Genomic DNA, 15,060 nt, shown 5'->3' on the forward strand with positions numbered 1-15,060 from the left:
AATAAAACCTGCAGACGCTATATCTGCAGGTTTTTATTTCGTCATAAGCCGATAGGCGGTCTCCCTCCGCTTTTCTTTAAACCTTCCTCTTCGGAATCTTTCCAATCCCAAGCTCCTTCGCTTCTTTCTGCAAGGCCTTGATCAGACTGAAGGTCATTAAAGCCATGATAACGGAAAAAGGAAGTGCTGCTGCAATCATTGTGTTCTGCAGTGCTTGAAGCCCGCCGGAATAGAGCAGAACCAATGAAATAGCAGCAAGCAATATTCCCCAGACCATTTTTATCTTGTTGCCAGGATGGTGTGAGCCATTTGTCGTCATCATTCCCAATACATATGTGCCGGAGTCGGCAGAGGTTATAAAAAACGTACAAATGAGCAGAATGGCGATAACTGAAAGGATCGTTCCCATCGGCAAGTTCGAAAATACACCAAATAATGCTTCCTCTGTAGCTAATTCGGAAATTTTGGCAACACCATTATACTCTTGCATTATGGCAGTACCACCAAATGCGGAAAACCATAAGAAGCCTATTAGAGATGGTACAAGTAGGACACCAAATACAAATTCCCGGATTGTTCTTCCTTTTGAAACGCGTGCGATAAAAATCCCTACGAAAGGTGCCCAGGCAATCCACCAGGCCCAGTAAAATATCGTCCAGCCATTAATCCATTCCCTGACCTCTGGGTTTAATGGTGCAATTCTTAGGCTCATGCCAGGCAAATTTTGCAGATAAGACCCGAGAGTATTGGTGAACAGGTTTAAGATGAACAAAGAAGGTCCCAGAAAAAAAGTGAGCAGGAATAGAACCACTGCTAAAATCATATTGGCATTACTCAAGATTTTGATGCCCTTTCCAAGTCCCGACCAGGCGGATATCATGAAAAGAACTGTAACAATCGCCACGATAATAAACTGGACTGTAATGCTAACCGGTATGCCAAAAAGATAAGACAGCCCTCCGTTAATCTGCACAGCACCAAATCCAAGTGTTGTTGCCACGCCAATTACAGTCGCTACAACTGAAAGTATATCAATGACCTTCCCTGCAGCTTTCTGTGTATGGTCACCTAAAATCGGCTTCAAAGTGGCACTGATTAAACCAGGCTCCCCTTGACGGAAGATAAAGTAAGCCAAAACAAGCGCAACGATACCATAAATGGCCCATGCATGGATTCCCCAATGGAAATAAGTGTACCTCATGGCATTCCTGATGGCCTGGTCAGTCCCTACTTCCCCGCCTGTTGGAGACCCGACTGCATAATGATAAATCGGTTCAGCAGCACCCCAGAAAACAAGCCCGATCCCCATACCAGCACTGAACAGCATCGCAAACCAGGTAGGGCGGGAAAATTCGGGTTTGTCATCCGGCTTCCCGAGCTTAATTCTGCCTAATGGACTTATTAAAAAGTACAAATTAACAATAACGATAAATGATACAAGAATTAAATAATACCAGCCGAATTTATCGGTGATAAAAGCCTGTACATTTGCTGTCACACTTTCCAGCGAATCCGGGACAAAAACACCGAATAAAACAAGCAATAATAAAATGCCAACCGATATATAGAAAACCGTTAAGTTTTTCTTCACATACAATCCCCTTTCTTCACATATCGCTTCCTTTAGGATTAAATACATTTGAAGTAATTATGCGGGTGAAAAAGAAATTTAAAGGAAATTCTCTTATGCTGAAGAATTTCCATTGTATCAGGACAAGGAGGTAAGAGGATTTGTTAACATTATTCCGCTATAACTGGCAGGTGCGTGATGAATGGTTTGAATGGTGCCGGCAGCTCCCGGCCGAGGCGCTTAATGTCAATCGGACCGGAGGAATAGGAGGCATCCTGGAAACCCTTTTTCATATCGTGGATGTAGAATACAGCTGGATTTGTGTTATCCGGGGCAAGGAAGTAAAAGACCCGCTGTTTTCTGACTATGATCAATTGGAAAAAGTAATCACTCTATCTGAAGAATACCGCAGGGAATTAGAAAGCTTTTTTCAGGAGGAATGGCCAGTTCCATACAATGAGTTTGTTACACCTCCATGGAAGGAGAGGCAATATAAAAAGGGAGATATCCTGAATCATGTTATTGCCCATGAAATCCATCATATCGGCCAGCTGTCTGTATGGGCAAGAGAGATGAATCTAACGCCGATATCAGCAAATCTGATAGGAAGGGAATTAAATCAAATAAGGGGAGTGGCAAATGAAGAGAAAATGTCCTGATCCAGGGCATTTTTTTTACGGGAAAATTTCAAAAAAATAGTCAAATAGGACATATATCACCGAATTAAATAGCGAGTTTCCATAAAATAAGGTTTGGGGGGATTTGAAAATTTTATTGGAGGGGTATGAATGTATCAGCAAATCGCCATGTATGCGACTGTTTTCTTTGTGTTCCTGCTGGCGCTGGCATTTGCGTTTGTCTACGGTGAATCCAAGCGAAGCGGAGAGTATAGCACCATCCAGAAAAAAGGATATAAAATCAGGAAATTCTATTTTCTGGGGCTAATTGCCATTATGGCTTTTGCTACTGTCATGACGCTTGGCAGGCTGCCGTACAACAGCAATCAGGCCGAAGCGGAAGGCTTAAATGATGCGAAAGTAGTGCAGGTAACTGGAATCCAATATGCGTGGGAGATGAGTGAGGAAACATTCAAAGCAGGGGACAAAGTCCAATTTGATGTGACGGCCTCGGACGTTACCCATGGTTTTGGCTTATACAATGAGAATATGGAGCTTGTCGCACAAACTCAGGCTATGCCTGGATATACAAATACAGTTTATTATACTTTTAAAGAACCTGGAACTTATCAAATATTATGCCTTGAATACTGTTCAGCCGGACATCATGTGATGGTTAAGGAAATTGTTGTCGAACCGGAAGGGGGAGCTTCTTATGAATGAAGCGATTCACCCATTAGCCAAGAAAACAGTGGTCTGGTATCTGGCTGTAACTTCACTTGTCTTAATTCTTATGATGATCTTTGGTGTTATTATGCTGATGAATCAGGGTGAAATGATCAGAATCACGCCGCAGTGGTTTTATAAAATCATGACTGCACACGGAACAGGCATGGTCGGCATTGCTGCATTGGGCGGAACGGCCATTTTATGGTACTTCCTGTCTAAATACGTAAAACTGAACCCTGCCATCCTCATTGTAAATTTTGTTCTTTTTTTAACAGGAGTCTCGATGGTTCTTATCGCCATTTTTGTCTTTGACTTTTCCGATGGCTGGACATTTTTATTTCCGCTTCCTGCTCAGTCAGCCAAAATGTATGGGGCGGCAGGGGCGGTATTCTTCTTATCGGGCATGCTGGTTCTTGGCATTGGTTTTTTAATTCTTTATATGTACCTGGCTGCAAGGCTGACAGCAGTTTATGGGGGCCTTGGAAAGGCACTCGGTTGGGATATCATTTTCAGGGGGAAGAAAGGGTATGGTCCGCCTGCTGCTGTCGTGGCGACAGCCATGGTCATCATCACCAATTCGACTGCACTGCTGGCAGGAGCCACGGTGCTGGCGGCATCCCTCGTAAATATTATCAATCCGGCCGTCACGATGGACCCCTTGCTTGCCAAGCATCTTACCTATGCGTTCGGCCATATCTTTGCGAATTGCACCATCTATATGGCTGTTATTGCCGTCTATGAGGTCCTCCCGGAATATACAAAACGGCCGTGGAAAGCTAACAAGGTTTTTTTAATTGCGTGGAACTGTTCGACACTCTTTACCTTAATGATCTATACGCACCATTTACTGATGGACTTTGCGGTGCCAAAATGGATGCTCATCATCGGGCAGGTGTTTTCCTATGCAAACGGGTTGCCCGTTATGGTCGTTACAGCCTACGGAGCGCTGATGATTGTCTATCGCTCGCGGATGCAATGGGACTTTGCATCAAGCCTGTTTTTCCTGTCCATGTTCGGATGGGTGGCAGGAGCGATTCCGGCTATCATTGATGCCACCATTGTTGTCAATCATGTGATGCATAACACGAAATGGGTTCCGGGCCATTTCCATACGTATATGGGAATGGGTGTAGTCGCCATGATTATTGGGTTTATGTACTATTTTAATAAGACCGAAGGCAATCAGGAGCACAGGGGGATCGATACGTTCACCATTGCTCTCTATTTTGCCTTTTTTATGGGACTTGTGGGCTCTTTCCTTTATGCAGGCGGAATCAGTGCACCAAGAAGATGGGCGGAACACCTGCCGCAATGGGTGCTGTCCGACCAGGCAGGCGCAGTCAGCGGAATCTTTATCGTTCTGGCCGCGATCATCTTCACCGCAAGATTTTTTTCCGGGTTAAGAAGTGTTGGCAGTAAGGTTCCTTACCCAAAAAAATCAGCGGCCAGCTGAGAAATAGGCGCTCTGGAGATTCTTCTCCAGGGCTTTTCTTATGCTATACTAACAATTAGGAAAATTCTAAATATATAAAGGTGATCTATGAAACAATTTAATTGGAAAATGGCGTCCTGCCTGCTGACAGGGATTGGAATATCCAGATTGGGAGATTTCATTTACCTGATTGCTATTAATTTGATTGTCTATGACATGACCGGATCAGCTGCTGCTGTTGCAGGATTATGGATCATAGGGCCACTCACTTCCGTTTTAACCAATTCATGGAGCGGAGGCTTGATAGATCGGAAAAATAAAAAGAGCATTATGATTTGGACGGACTTGGCCAGGGCCATGGGTGTAGCTCTGATACCATTTCTCGGAAGCATTGGCTTTATTTATGCAGTCCTCTTACTAATCAGTATGGCGAAGGCTCTATTTATGCCGGCTTCCGCAACGTATATAGCCAAGCTGGTTCCGATTGAAAGCAGAAAAAGGTTCAACTCCATCAACAGTCTTGTTACCTCAGGCGCTTTTATCGTGGGGCCAGCTATCGCAGGCGGATTATTTCTGATTGGAACCATCGAAACTGCCATTTTTTTAAATGCGGCTTCCTTTGTCTTTTCGGCTGTCATCATCTGGGTGCTTCCGGATATGGATAAAGATTTAAAGCCCCCTTTGGTACAAACATCAGCCTATGAAACGCTCCGGGATGATTGGAAGCAGGTTATCACGTTTGCTGGGAGAGAAGTTTTTATCATTTCTGTTTACGGGTGTTTCCTGGCATTCGGTTTGTTCTCGCTCGCAATGGATTCCCAGGAGGTTGTTTTTATCCAGGATGTTGTGGGGCTGACAGAAGCGGATTATAGTTTCCTTGTCAGCATCAGCGGGATTGGCTTTGCGCTGGGAGCTCTTTTTATCACAATCGTTTCAAAATTGCTTAGCATCAAACAGCTCATGGGCTATGGCATGCTTTTGACAGCAGTGGGCTATCTGATTTATGCAATGGCAGATTCCTTTATGCTGGTGGTCATGGGATTTACTGTACTGGGTATTTTTAATGCTTTTTCAAGTGCGGGATACCAAACCTTTTATCAGAATAATGTGCCTGTGGAAATTATGGGCAGAATGACAAGTGTGATCGGTGTCATTCAAAGCTTTGCTCAGATTATCCTGCTCTTTGGAATCGGTGTTCTCGGAGATCTGTTTCCGCTTCGCTATACGATTGTCATTTTAGCAGTCCTGAATTTAATCCTTTCTCTTTATGTCTGCCGTCAGCTGCTGAAGCCGGGGAAGCAGCAGTATTTTTCAGAAACAACCCCCGCTTAAAAGAAACGCCGGCCCAATCGGACCGGCGCTGGCATCAATTCCTCATAATGATATAAATCAAATACATAATATAAGAGGCTGCGAGAAAGCCTCCCTCATATTTTCCTACAGCATAGTGGCTTCTTGAGAATATGAGGAGCACAAATGTGATTAAAATTAAAATCGTAATATCGATGAATATTTTAGGGTCTACAGGGAGCGGTGATATGGCAGCTGAAGCCCCGAGGACAAACAGAATATTAAAGATATTGCTCCCAACAATATTTCCAAGAGCGATCTCACTTTCTTTTTTTATGGCTGCGGCGACAGAGGTCACCAGTTCCGGCAGAGAAGTCCCGATGGCAACAATTGTTAAGCCAACCAATGTTTCACTCATTCCCAAAGAGTAAGCAATCTCTGTACTGCTTCTGACTACCAAATTACCGCCAAAAATAATGGCAGCCAATCCGGCAATCGTCAAAAGACTTTGCTTCGTCCATTGGCCAGCACTTGTCTTAATAGGATCAGCCTGGGTACTGCTTCTGCTTTCCCGGGCCACTTCAAATAAATAGTACATGAATACAGCAAAAATCAGCAGCAAAACAAGGCCATCACTGCGTGAAACCACATTGCTGCCGATAGAGTCCAAATATGTATCACTAATGAAAATCATAAGTGCTGCTGTGGCAAGCAGAGTAAATGGAATCTCCTTGCGGATGGTGGTGCTGTCCACTTTCAGGGGAAAAATCATGGCGGTAATGCCGACAACCAGTGTGATGTTAAAAATATTACTGCCGACGACATTCCCAATAGCCACATCGGCATTGCCATCCAGTGCTGCCAGAATGCTGACGGTGGCTTCAGGCGAGCTTGTTCCAAACGCAACAATTGTCAGCCCGACCAGCAGCGGAGAAATCTTGAGAAACCCGGCAATTTTTGAAGCGCCATCCACAAAGAAGTTTGCCCCTGCGATCAAAAGGGCAAATCCTATGATCAGAAGTAAATATGACACTTTTCGAAGCACCTCCTAATAATTACTATGATTATCCAATTATGGATTGGATTAAGTAAATCTTCAACTAAATGCCGACGGAAATGTTTTGCCGGCGGCTTCGTTTGTTATTCCGCTTCTTTTTTAAGCTCCTCATACCAGCTCTGAGTTACTGCGGAATTTTTGCTGTTAACAAATATCTGCTCATCCTTGACCTCAATGTATAGTATGGGCGTATGGTCTTTTTGGATGAATAATAGGCTGCTGCCATAGCCAGTCACTTTGAAATGTCCCTGTGCAAGGGTTGGGAGGCCGATGCCATTTTGTTTCCAGGTTATTTCAGGCATCTCCTCCAATAATTGTACGGACTTAATATCCCGATAATCCCATTCATCTCCGTACATACCGGAGATTTCAAAAGAATCCTCTGCTAATGCCATTTCATAGCCTTTTTGACTGGAGACGGTTAAATAAACGATAGGGCCAAACGTTACAATGAAGAGGATGCTGGCAATTATATAACTGCGTTTTCTTTTGGCCGGCACTTCATATCTGGATAAGTAGATGAGTCCGCAAAGCAATATGACCAGCATGAAGCCGAATTGCGCTTCGGTTGCGAATCTGAATTCGGTAAACGAGAGAGGCAGGAGCACAAGCATTCCGATAGCGGTGCCGATGAGCAGGCTGCCAATTTTTTGCGGATACCTTTTTTCTATTAATGTTTCCTTCTCTTCTTCGGGCCGCGAAGCAAATCCCGAAATGAGCCAATAAGCCTTTTTGAACCTTACAGCCCACCCGAGAATCAGGAAGAGTGCGATCACTGCAATCTTTGTAATGACAAGTCCGATCATGGGAAAAACCTCCTTACTATTCTTACGGAGAAAACCGCAGTTTTGTTTCATATTTGGTATAATAATAAGACAGTTTCTTTAAAAAAATGTATTGAAATAAGGGGAGGACCATCCTTGAAAGGCAAAAATATTTTGTTTTATATATTGCTGGTACTTTTGCTCACTACCGTTGTCAGCATTGTCATGGGCTACTATAACTTCGGCTTTGGGGTAGGATTTCTGTTCGCATTTCTGTCTCTTTCCACAGGATATTTCTATTCCATGAAAAACCGCGAATATATGCATCAGAATTATCATGCCGATTATGTGGACCGCTTAAAGAACGATAAAAAGATCTAATAGTGGTTCCGCTGGCATTCAGCACTCCTCTATTATATGCTTAATTTAAAATGAATAGAGGAGGCTGGCCATGAGAAACCAGGAAAAGATGGGGCTGCTGCTGGATGTGGAGACGACGGGTCTTGGACCAAATTCCGATGAAATTATCGAACTGGCATTAAAGCTGTTTTCGTACCATGCGGATACTGGGGAAATCCTTGATATTAAGGATAAAGCTGCATTCCTGCGGGAGCCCATTAGCAAATCGGCCAAAAATAATTACAGCCGCGCTTTCAGGGTCCACGGAATTCCTTATGAAGCTGTCAGCGGTAAAAGCTTTGATGATATCAAAATAAAAAAATATTTCTTTCATGCCGATTCTGTTTTCGCTCATAATGCATCCTTTGACCGCAGTTTTTTATACCGGATGTATCCTGAAGACATCAACGAATTAAAATGGTATTGCACGATGAGAAGTGTCCCATGGAAGGAATACGGTTATACAGACAGCAAGCTGCTGACGCTCCTTCAGTCCCATCAGATTGCAGAAAGCCAGACGCATAGGGCCATGGATGATATTACATACCTCTTAGAACTGCTGAAAAAAACAAATCCTGCCGGGGATTTCTATATGCGTGATGTTCTGGCAAAAGGTCCGATGAGAAAATACCAGCCCGCCGTTCAGGGCCGGTTTGGTTAAAAGGCAATACAGAAAAAGAGTGCACTCAGGCACTCTTTTTTAAATTTCTCTTTGTTTATTCACTCAGCAGGGGCAGTATGATTTTCACTGTCGTTCCCTTGCCAATATCACTATCATATTCAATCGTTCCTTGCATTTCACGGATGATTTTGTTCGTAACCATGCTGCCAAGGCCTGTTCCCTTAGTCTTTGTTGTATAAAAAGGCAGTCCGATATTCTCTAATTGCTCGGATGTCATGCCCCGGCCATTATCTGCAATGGTTATATGAACCGTGTTGTGAAAATAATCTGCAGAGGTGAAAATTTGAATCCTTCCCTTTTCCGGAACTGATTCTATACCATTCTTGATCACATTCATGATGGCCTGTTTTAGGTGGTGTTCATCTCCCTGCACATAAAAAGGCCCTTTATCCGCGTACTCAATCACCACATTGGAATAAGAAGCAAGCGGCCTCATGAGCAGTACGCAATCCTGAATCACGTCATGCAGGGGGACATTAGCCAGATGGAATTGCTCGGGCTTTGAGACTTTTAAATAGTTCGTAATGATGCTGTTTGTACGATCCAATTCCTCAATAATGAGCGGGGAGAACTTTTTTAAGCTTTCATCCGCCGTATCCTGGCTCAAATATTGAATGAAGCCCCTCACAGTGGATAAAGGATTTCTGATTTCATGTGCGATGGAAGCTGCCAGCTGGCCGACCATTGTCAGCTTATCCATATACATCATTTCACTGATCTGTTTATTCGTTCTGAAAAGATTTTCGATGACAAAAATAAGAGCAATAAATGTCAGGTAAAACGCTGCGAAGTAAGTCAGGTAAAAGAATGTATCCAGGAAAATGACGGCTGTAGAAATGATGGATATATATAAGTAAAAATAAAAGAATAGAATGAAAGAACCAGTCACCACCCGATGGCTGGAATTAAGAAACACTCGTCTTAGGGAAAGGGTAATCACAAATGCCAGAATGGAAACCAAAATTCCAATATAAATGAACTGTCCGCCAATTAAAAAGCGGGTAATGACGGTACTTAGCATCACAATAGATCCGGGAAGCCATCCTGTATACAGCGTCACGATCATGATTGCGACCATGCGCAAATCAAAATGGGTTTCCCCCAGCGTTTCAATTGGATAAAACATGCACAAAAGTGCTCCGAATGAGCCGAGAAGTCCGTAAATCAATTTTTGTTTAAGAGTAAGAGGGGTCTTTGTCTGATATGGAAAAAACAAATTCCCGTTAAACGTAAATGAAAAAAGTATTGTAATGTTTACTAGTAAAGGCTTGATCAGTGTAACCAATAGTCTCCTCCCAGTATAATCAAATCTAGTGAAAAGGATCTATCCCTATTAACGTAAAATTTGTTTTACCCGACCAACCTGTCCATCTTCAAGTCTCACTTTAATACCGTGCGGGTGAGATGGTGACTTTGTTAGAATGTCTTTCACGACTCCTTCAGTCAGCACACCTGTCCGCTGATCCTTTTTAAGAACAATTTTTACTTTTAATCCAGGCGCGATTGCAGCGCGATTCTGCCCTTCCATTACACACCCGTCCGTTTCCGCTGATTATTGGTCTTCTTTGTCTGCTGGCTTTTCAATGCTTTCGCCGATTTAACCGGAGTATTATTGAACTTTCCGCCTGCCTGCTCTTGTTTTTTATTCATAAGCTGCTGTTTCATTGCTTCTTTTAGACTGATTTTTTTTCGATCATTGTCTTCTATATGAGTCATGTTAGAGTCTCCTTTATCTACATATCCCTCTATTATAAATCATTAAACAGTTAAAGGAAATTTCCCAGAGAAATAATCTTTTTACCTGTAACTTTTCAGAAAAATAAGTCTTTTATACCACGAGAAATCTTATCAAACCATCCCTTGGTCATATTTAGAAAATACTGAATATTTTGTACTATTTAGATTACAGAAATAGATTATAGGGAGTGAGTCAATTGTTAAAAGTTCTATCAACTTCAGCTTTATCACTTGCTTTAGCAGGAAGTGCCGTTTTTGCAGGAGTGGGACCGGCAGATACTCAGGCCAAGCAGGAAAGTAAGCATCAAATCAGTCTTGCCCATCATGTAGGTGCATCGCCGGAGCTTGCTGCAAAGGCGAAGGAATTGGGGATTGATCTATCAAAAGTGGATCCGGCTGAGAAAGCAGCCATGGCAGGTGCAAAATTCCAGCAGCCTGGTGACAATCATGTTGCGTATAGGGAAGCAACAGGGGATATACCGGTTCTGGTTCTTCTCGCAAAGTATCCGGATGGTGATGAGCCGGTCGGTGATATGCCTGGACAAGTTCCAGCTGAGTATTATGAGGATTTAATTTTTGGAACAGAGTATAATCCTTATGAGCTTCCTCAATTCCAGAAATATGATGGTGAGAGTGTTCCAAAGGACCGCACGATGCAAAACGCTTATAAAGAATCCAGCTATGGAAAAACCAACCTGGTCCGCAAGGAAAACACTGAATTTGTCTGGGTAGAGATGCCAAAAGGTGCATCATACTACTTGGATCAGGAAGGCACATATGCTGAAAACGGTACATACGTTAATGGCAACGTGAATGGGGATGCCCATACAGGCGAATTCATCCGTGATTTGCTGAAAGCGGCAGACGAGCAGGTTGACTTCTCAAAGTATGCCGAGGATGGAGAAGTGCCTAATATCTTCGTAATTCATGAAGGTACAGGAGCTGAATTCAGCCGTGACCCGGCGCAGTTCTGGTCTCATAAGTGGAATATCCTTAGTGCGCTTTACTATGGCAAATACTATGAAACTGGGAAGCCGGCACCAGCAGAAGAAGGAATGGCTGAAGATGCCTGGATTAATAAAACCGTTGCAGAAGATATGACCTACGATGGAGTGATTGTAAACAACTACAATATCCAGCCGGGCATCGGCGGAAACGTTGCCGGTTTTGATGCAGCTACAAATACTTACAAAGAAGAAGCAAAAACGGGTCCATTCCCGGCACAAACAGGGGTTTATGCCCATGAGTTCGGACATGCGTTAGGATTGCCTGATTTCTATGATACGGTTTACAGCTCTGAAGGTGTAGGAAATTACTCGATGATGGCGGGCGGCTCCTGGATGCGCTACCCGGATGCTGCTGCATATGCCGGAAACTCTCCGACTCACTTTGATCCGTTCTCTAAGATTTTCTTAGGATGGGTAAATCCGATTGAAGTGAAGCCTGAAGACGGCATGCAGGAAATTACACTGCCGGCAATCAATAAAGCCGATGCAAACAATGGCATCGTCAAAATGGAAGTGCCGGGCTCTAACGGAACAGAGTACTTCCTATTCGAAAACGTTCAGCAGGATGGATTCAACAAGGGCTTAGTCCGCCAGGGGGCCGATTCTAAAGGATTAATGGCATGGCATGTAGATGAAAACATCATCAACCTGTACCAGACTGCCGGCTTCCGTCCGAATAACGTGGAAAACTGGATGAACAAACGCTTCCAGTATAACCAGTCTGAAACAGCAAGTGATGGTACAGTTGTAACTCACTACGGCCTATCTGTTCTTCAGGCTGATGGCAAGTATGACTTGGAGAAAAATCTAAACCGCGGAGATGCAGGTGATTTCTTCAAAACTGGAGGGAAAATCACACCTGTATCCGGAAATGTTCACACCGGTTCTTACTACTTCTGGAAGGGCAATAGCTCAACGCCAGCTGATTCCGGAATCCATGTAACAGATATTAAAGAAAATGCCGATGGATCCATCACAGCGAAATTCTACTATAATACAAACAGCAGCAAAAAATAATAGATGAAAAATCCGAGCGGGGAGTCCTGCTCGGATTTTTGTTTAAAGACTATTTTTTTCATAAACTTTTAAGTTAGCATAAATCGCACCGATAATAGGAGCATCCAAATCCAGCAGCTCAGCTTTTTTCAGCAAATATCCAAAGAAATGATCAGCTTCGATTGCCTGCAGCTTTTCCATATCGCGCTGCAGGGAGGATTTCATTTCATAGCCCATTTCTTTTATTTTTTGCACCTGGGCATCTTCAATCCCATCAGCCAGCGGAGCATCCAAGTCCCTCATAATGGCAGATGCTTCTCTTAAAACTTCTTTAACCGAATTCAATCCGAATGTCTGATCTCTGATCGGCCCAATTGGAGAGCGGAATAGGGAGGTTACGCCAGAAAGTGTGGAAATAAACAGGTACTTATGCCACATCTCCTGTTCGATATTTTCGGAGAGGCGGAAGTTTGCTTTTGTACCTGAAAAAGCTTCTTGAAGCTTCAGGATCCTCTCCGTTTTTTCCCCGGATCGTTCCCCAAAAACAAAGTCATGGACCGGGCTTGTTTGAATCACTTCCCCATTTTCACCAAGAGTGGTTTCAATAAAGCAAAGGCCGCCAAGAACGTTCGCTTCCCCAAAAGCGGCTGTCAGTTCATCCACATGGGCAATTCCATTTAAGAGAGGAAGAATCAAGGTATTACCGCCTGTGTATGGACGGATATCCTTTATAGCACCCTCAAGATGATAGGCTTTTGTAGAGAGCAGGATGACATCGAATGCATCTGCCTTTTCTCCGGACTGGATCGTTTTCAGCTCAGGAAACGTCATATCCCCATGCACACTTTCCACCAGAAGCCCGTATTTCTCAAGCTGCTGCTTTCTTTTCTCCCTTACCAAAAACGTAACATCCTCGCCTTTTTCCAAAAGCCTTCCGCCAAAATAGCCGCCAATGGCTCCGGCTCCGACAACTAGTATCCTCATTTTATAGTGCCTCCTTAGGTTAATTGGAAAAGTGCACGCATGTACGTGCACTTTTGCTAAGTTAAATAGAAGAATAACCCGATTACAGATGTTACACCAAAAATCAACTTGGCAGGAAGAGGAAGAGAATCTGTGCCTTTTTCGTTTACTTTCTTCTCTTCCTCAATTACCGTTTCACGGTATTTGGGGCTGCAGCAGCCCATTAAGCGGATTTCTTCCAGCCGGAAATATCCTCTTCCAGCGGCAGGTTATTCGCCCGAGCCTTTTTAGCAGCGGAGAAGAATAGTGCCACAAGAATGACTGTACCGATGGCTCCGCCAATCCAGGAAGCATTCATCGATAAACCGAACCCGATTTGCGCATTAAAGATATACGTTAGGACCATTAACAGCATGAACGTTCCAGGTATAAGGGAGATCCAGTAATTCTTCTTCGCGATATACAAGTACATGGCACCGACAAACAGCGCGATAACCGCAGTGGATTGGTTAGCCCAGCTGAAGTATCTCCATAGAATGTTAAAGTCGATTTGCGTAAGTGCCAAAGAAAGAGCAAACAATGGGATAGCAATCCATAAACGGCTTGATATTTTCTTCTGAGAGAAATTAATATAGTCAGCAATAATCATACGTGCACTTCGGAAAGCCGTATCCCCGGAAGTGATCGGAAGGAGCACGACACCAAGAATCGCAAGTGTTCCGCCTATTGCCCCGAGCATCAAGGTAGAAGCTTCGCTTACCACGGCACCAGGACCTCCGTTAGCAAGGAAATCACTTAACCCATTATAGCCGTCGAATAAGCTCATCGCGGCAGCCGCCCAGATCATGGCGATAACACCTTCTGCAATCATCATGCCATAGAAAATCTTGCGTCCCTGATTCTCATTCTGGGTTGTACGGGAAATAATCGGTGTCTGTGTTGCATGGAACCCGGAAAGAGCACCGCAAGTGATAGTGAAAAACAGCAATGGGAAAATAGGTGCGTTAGCCGGGTGGAAATTCTGCAGTGAAATTTCCGGAATATCAGCTCCGGTCGCAACCAAACCGATACCTACACCAAGTGCGCTGATTAAAAGCAATGCGCCAAAATAAGGGTACAGGCGGCCAATAATTTTATCAACAGGCAGCAAAGTCGCCAAAATATAATAGATGAAAATAGCAGCAATGATTAGAGTTAGTGAGATTTTTTGATCCATTACAACATAAAGCAGATCAGCCGGAGTTGTAACAAACACCGTACCAACCAATAACAGAAGAAGAACGGCGAAAGCGTTCACAACATGCTTCATAACTTTCCCGAGGAACTTGCTCGCAAGCTCAGGCAAATGCGCGCCACGGTTGCGGATCGAAATCATTCCAGTTAAATAATCATGAACGGCACCGGCAAAAATACAGCCGACCACAATCCAGATAAAGGCTACAGGTCCGTATAGCGCTCCCATGATAGGGCCGAAAATCGGACCAGTACCAGCAATATTCAATAGCTGAATCAACGAATTCTTTGGTGTGCTCATTGCGATATAGTCCACACCGTCAGCATGCGTGTAGGCCGGAGTCGTCCGTGCCTCCTTCACACCGAATACTTTTTCAACAAACTTGCCGTACGTAAAATAACCAATAATTAAAAGTGCAATACAGACTAAAAAAGTAATCATCATTATCCCCCTTTATGAATGCGTTTACATTAATTATATAAGAAGAGGAGGAAATTTGAACAATTTGTGTCCAACATGTAAAAAACAAAGATTAAAATGCAGTGATGGGGGATTAACATGCATCGAAGGGTGTGAATGTATA

The 15,060-nt window shown here is 43.6% G+C and carries 16 protein-coding genes; 7 read left to right on the forward strand and 9 right to left on the reverse strand.

Annotated elements, in window-relative coordinates:
* Window positions 1-76: 76 nt before the first annotated feature.
* Window positions 77-1,591 (reverse strand): glycine betaine uptake BCCT transporter, encoded by a 1,515-nt coding sequence (locus DFO72_RS16295; RefSeq protein WP_113883007.1) that lies wholly within the window; start codon window positions 1,589-1,591, stop codon window positions 77-79.
* A gap of 140 nt (window positions 1,592-1,731) precedes the next feature.
* Between DFO72_RS16295 and DFO72_RS16300 the strand changes: the two genes are divergently transcribed.
* From DFO72_RS16300 to DFO72_RS16315, 4 genes are all read left to right on the forward strand, one after another.
* Window positions 1,732-2,229, forward strand: coding sequence for a DinB family protein (locus DFO72_RS16300; protein WP_113883008.1), 498 nt, complete (start codon window positions 1,732-1,734; stop codon window positions 2,227-2,229).
* 129 nt (window positions 2,230-2,358) lie between these two features.
* The gene (locus DFO72_RS16305; protein WP_113883009.1) at window positions 2,359-2,910 is read left to right on the forward strand and encodes a cytochrome c oxidase subunit II; all 552 of its coding nucleotides are present in this window, start codon (window positions 2,359-2,361) and stop codon (window positions 2,908-2,910) included.
* On the forward strand, window positions 2,903-4,369 hold the full coding sequence (locus DFO72_RS16310) for a cbb3-type cytochrome c oxidase subunit I (RefSeq protein ID WP_113883010.1): 1,467 nt from the start codon (window positions 2,903-2,905) through the stop codon (window positions 4,367-4,369). Before DFO72_RS16305 ends, DFO72_RS16310 begins: the two co-directional genes overlap by 8 nt.
* Before the next feature lie 87 nt (window positions 4,370-4,456).
* On the forward strand, window positions 4,457-5,680 hold the full coding sequence (locus DFO72_RS16315) for an MFS transporter (RefSeq protein ID WP_113883011.1): 1,224 nt from the start codon (window positions 4,457-4,459) through the stop codon (window positions 5,678-5,680).
* Window positions 5,681-5,714: 34 nt separating this feature from the next.
* On the opposite strand, the gene DFO72_RS16320 is transcribed toward DFO72_RS16315, so the two are convergent.
* Together DFO72_RS16320 and DFO72_RS16325 are read right to left on the reverse strand one after the other, a co-directional pair.
* Window positions 5,715-6,671: a calcium/sodium antiporter gene (locus DFO72_RS16320; RefSeq protein ID WP_113883012.1), complete on the reverse strand. Its 957-nt coding sequence runs from the start codon at window positions 6,669-6,671 to the stop codon at window positions 5,715-5,717.
* A gap of 107 nt (window positions 6,672-6,778) precedes the next feature.
* Window positions 6,779-7,501: a DUF3784 domain-containing protein gene (locus tag DFO72_RS16325; RefSeq protein ID WP_113883013.1), complete on the reverse strand. Its 723-nt coding sequence runs from the start codon at window positions 7,499-7,501 to the stop codon at window positions 6,779-6,781.
* 114 nt (window positions 7,502-7,615) lie between these two features.
* Here DFO72_RS16325 and DFO72_RS16330 point away from each other — a divergent pair, with 114 nt between their 5' ends.
* Both DFO72_RS16330 and DFO72_RS16335 read left to right on the forward strand, forming a co-directional pair.
* A complete protein-coding gene (locus tag DFO72_RS16330; protein ID WP_113883014.1) occupies window positions 7,616-7,840 on the forward strand; it encodes a hypothetical protein in 225 nt (74 codons plus the stop codon).
* 70 nt (window positions 7,841-7,910) lie between these two features.
* Window positions 7,911-8,519, forward strand: coding sequence for an exonuclease domain-containing protein (locus DFO72_RS16335; RefSeq protein WP_113883015.1), 609 nt, complete (start codon window positions 7,911-7,913; stop codon window positions 8,517-8,519).
* A 55-nt stretch (window positions 8,520-8,574) separates the two neighbouring features.
* On the opposite strand, the gene DFO72_RS16340 is transcribed toward DFO72_RS16335, so the two are convergent.
* The 3 genes from DFO72_RS16340 to DFO72_RS16350 are packed head-to-tail and all read right to left on the reverse strand — an operon-like array spanning window position 8,575 to window position 10,256.
* Complete coding sequence (locus tag DFO72_RS16340; RefSeq protein WP_113883016.1) at window positions 8,575-9,825, reverse strand: ATP-binding protein; 1,251 nt, start codon at window positions 9,823-9,825, stop codon at window positions 8,575-8,577.
* 48 nt (window positions 9,826-9,873) lie between these two features.
* Window positions 9,874-10,068, reverse strand: a complete 195-nt coding sequence (locus tag DFO72_RS16345) for a YwbE family protein (protein ID WP_113883017.1) — start codon at window positions 10,066-10,068, stop codon at window positions 9,874-9,876.
* A complete protein-coding gene (locus tag DFO72_RS16350; protein ID WP_113883018.1) occupies window positions 10,068-10,256 on the reverse strand; it encodes a hypothetical protein in 189 nt (62 codons plus the stop codon). The genes DFO72_RS16345 and DFO72_RS16350 overlap by 1 nt, the downstream gene beginning before the upstream one ends.
* Before the next feature lie 209 nt (window positions 10,257-10,465).
* Between DFO72_RS16350 and DFO72_RS16355 the strand changes: the two genes are divergently transcribed.
* Window positions 10,466-12,301 (forward strand): M6 family metalloprotease domain-containing protein, encoded by a 1,836-nt coding sequence (locus DFO72_RS16355; RefSeq protein ID WP_243856185.1) that lies wholly within the window; start codon window positions 10,466-10,468, stop codon window positions 12,299-12,301.
* A 42-nt stretch (window positions 12,302-12,343) separates the two neighbouring features.
* Here the strand turns inward: DFO72_RS16355 and DFO72_RS16360 are convergent, their stop codons facing one another.
* The 3 genes from DFO72_RS16360 to DFO72_RS16365 are packed head-to-tail and all read right to left on the reverse strand — an operon-like array spanning window position 12,344 to window position 14,918.
* Window positions 12,344-13,264 (reverse strand): ketopantoate reductase family protein, encoded by a 921-nt coding sequence (locus DFO72_RS16360; RefSeq protein ID WP_113883020.1) that lies wholly within the window; start codon window positions 13,262-13,264, stop codon window positions 12,344-12,346.
* Window positions 13,265-13,320: 56 nt separating this feature from the next.
* Complete coding sequence (locus DFO72_RS29540; protein ID WP_166672506.1) at window positions 13,321-13,467, reverse strand: hypothetical protein; 147 nt, start codon at window positions 13,465-13,467, stop codon at window positions 13,321-13,323.
* Entirely contained in the window at window positions 13,467-14,918 is a 1,452-nt protein-coding gene (locus DFO72_RS16365; RefSeq protein WP_113883021.1) for a carbon starvation CstA family protein, read from the reverse strand. Before DFO72_RS16365 ends, DFO72_RS29540 begins: the two co-directional genes overlap by 1 nt.
* Window positions 14,919-15,060: the final 142 nt, after the last annotated feature.

Source organism: Cytobacillus oceanisediminis, assembly GCF_004366035.1.
GTDB lineage: Bacteria > Bacillota > Bacilli > Bacillales > Cytobacillaceae > Cytobacillus > Cytobacillus oceanisediminis_C.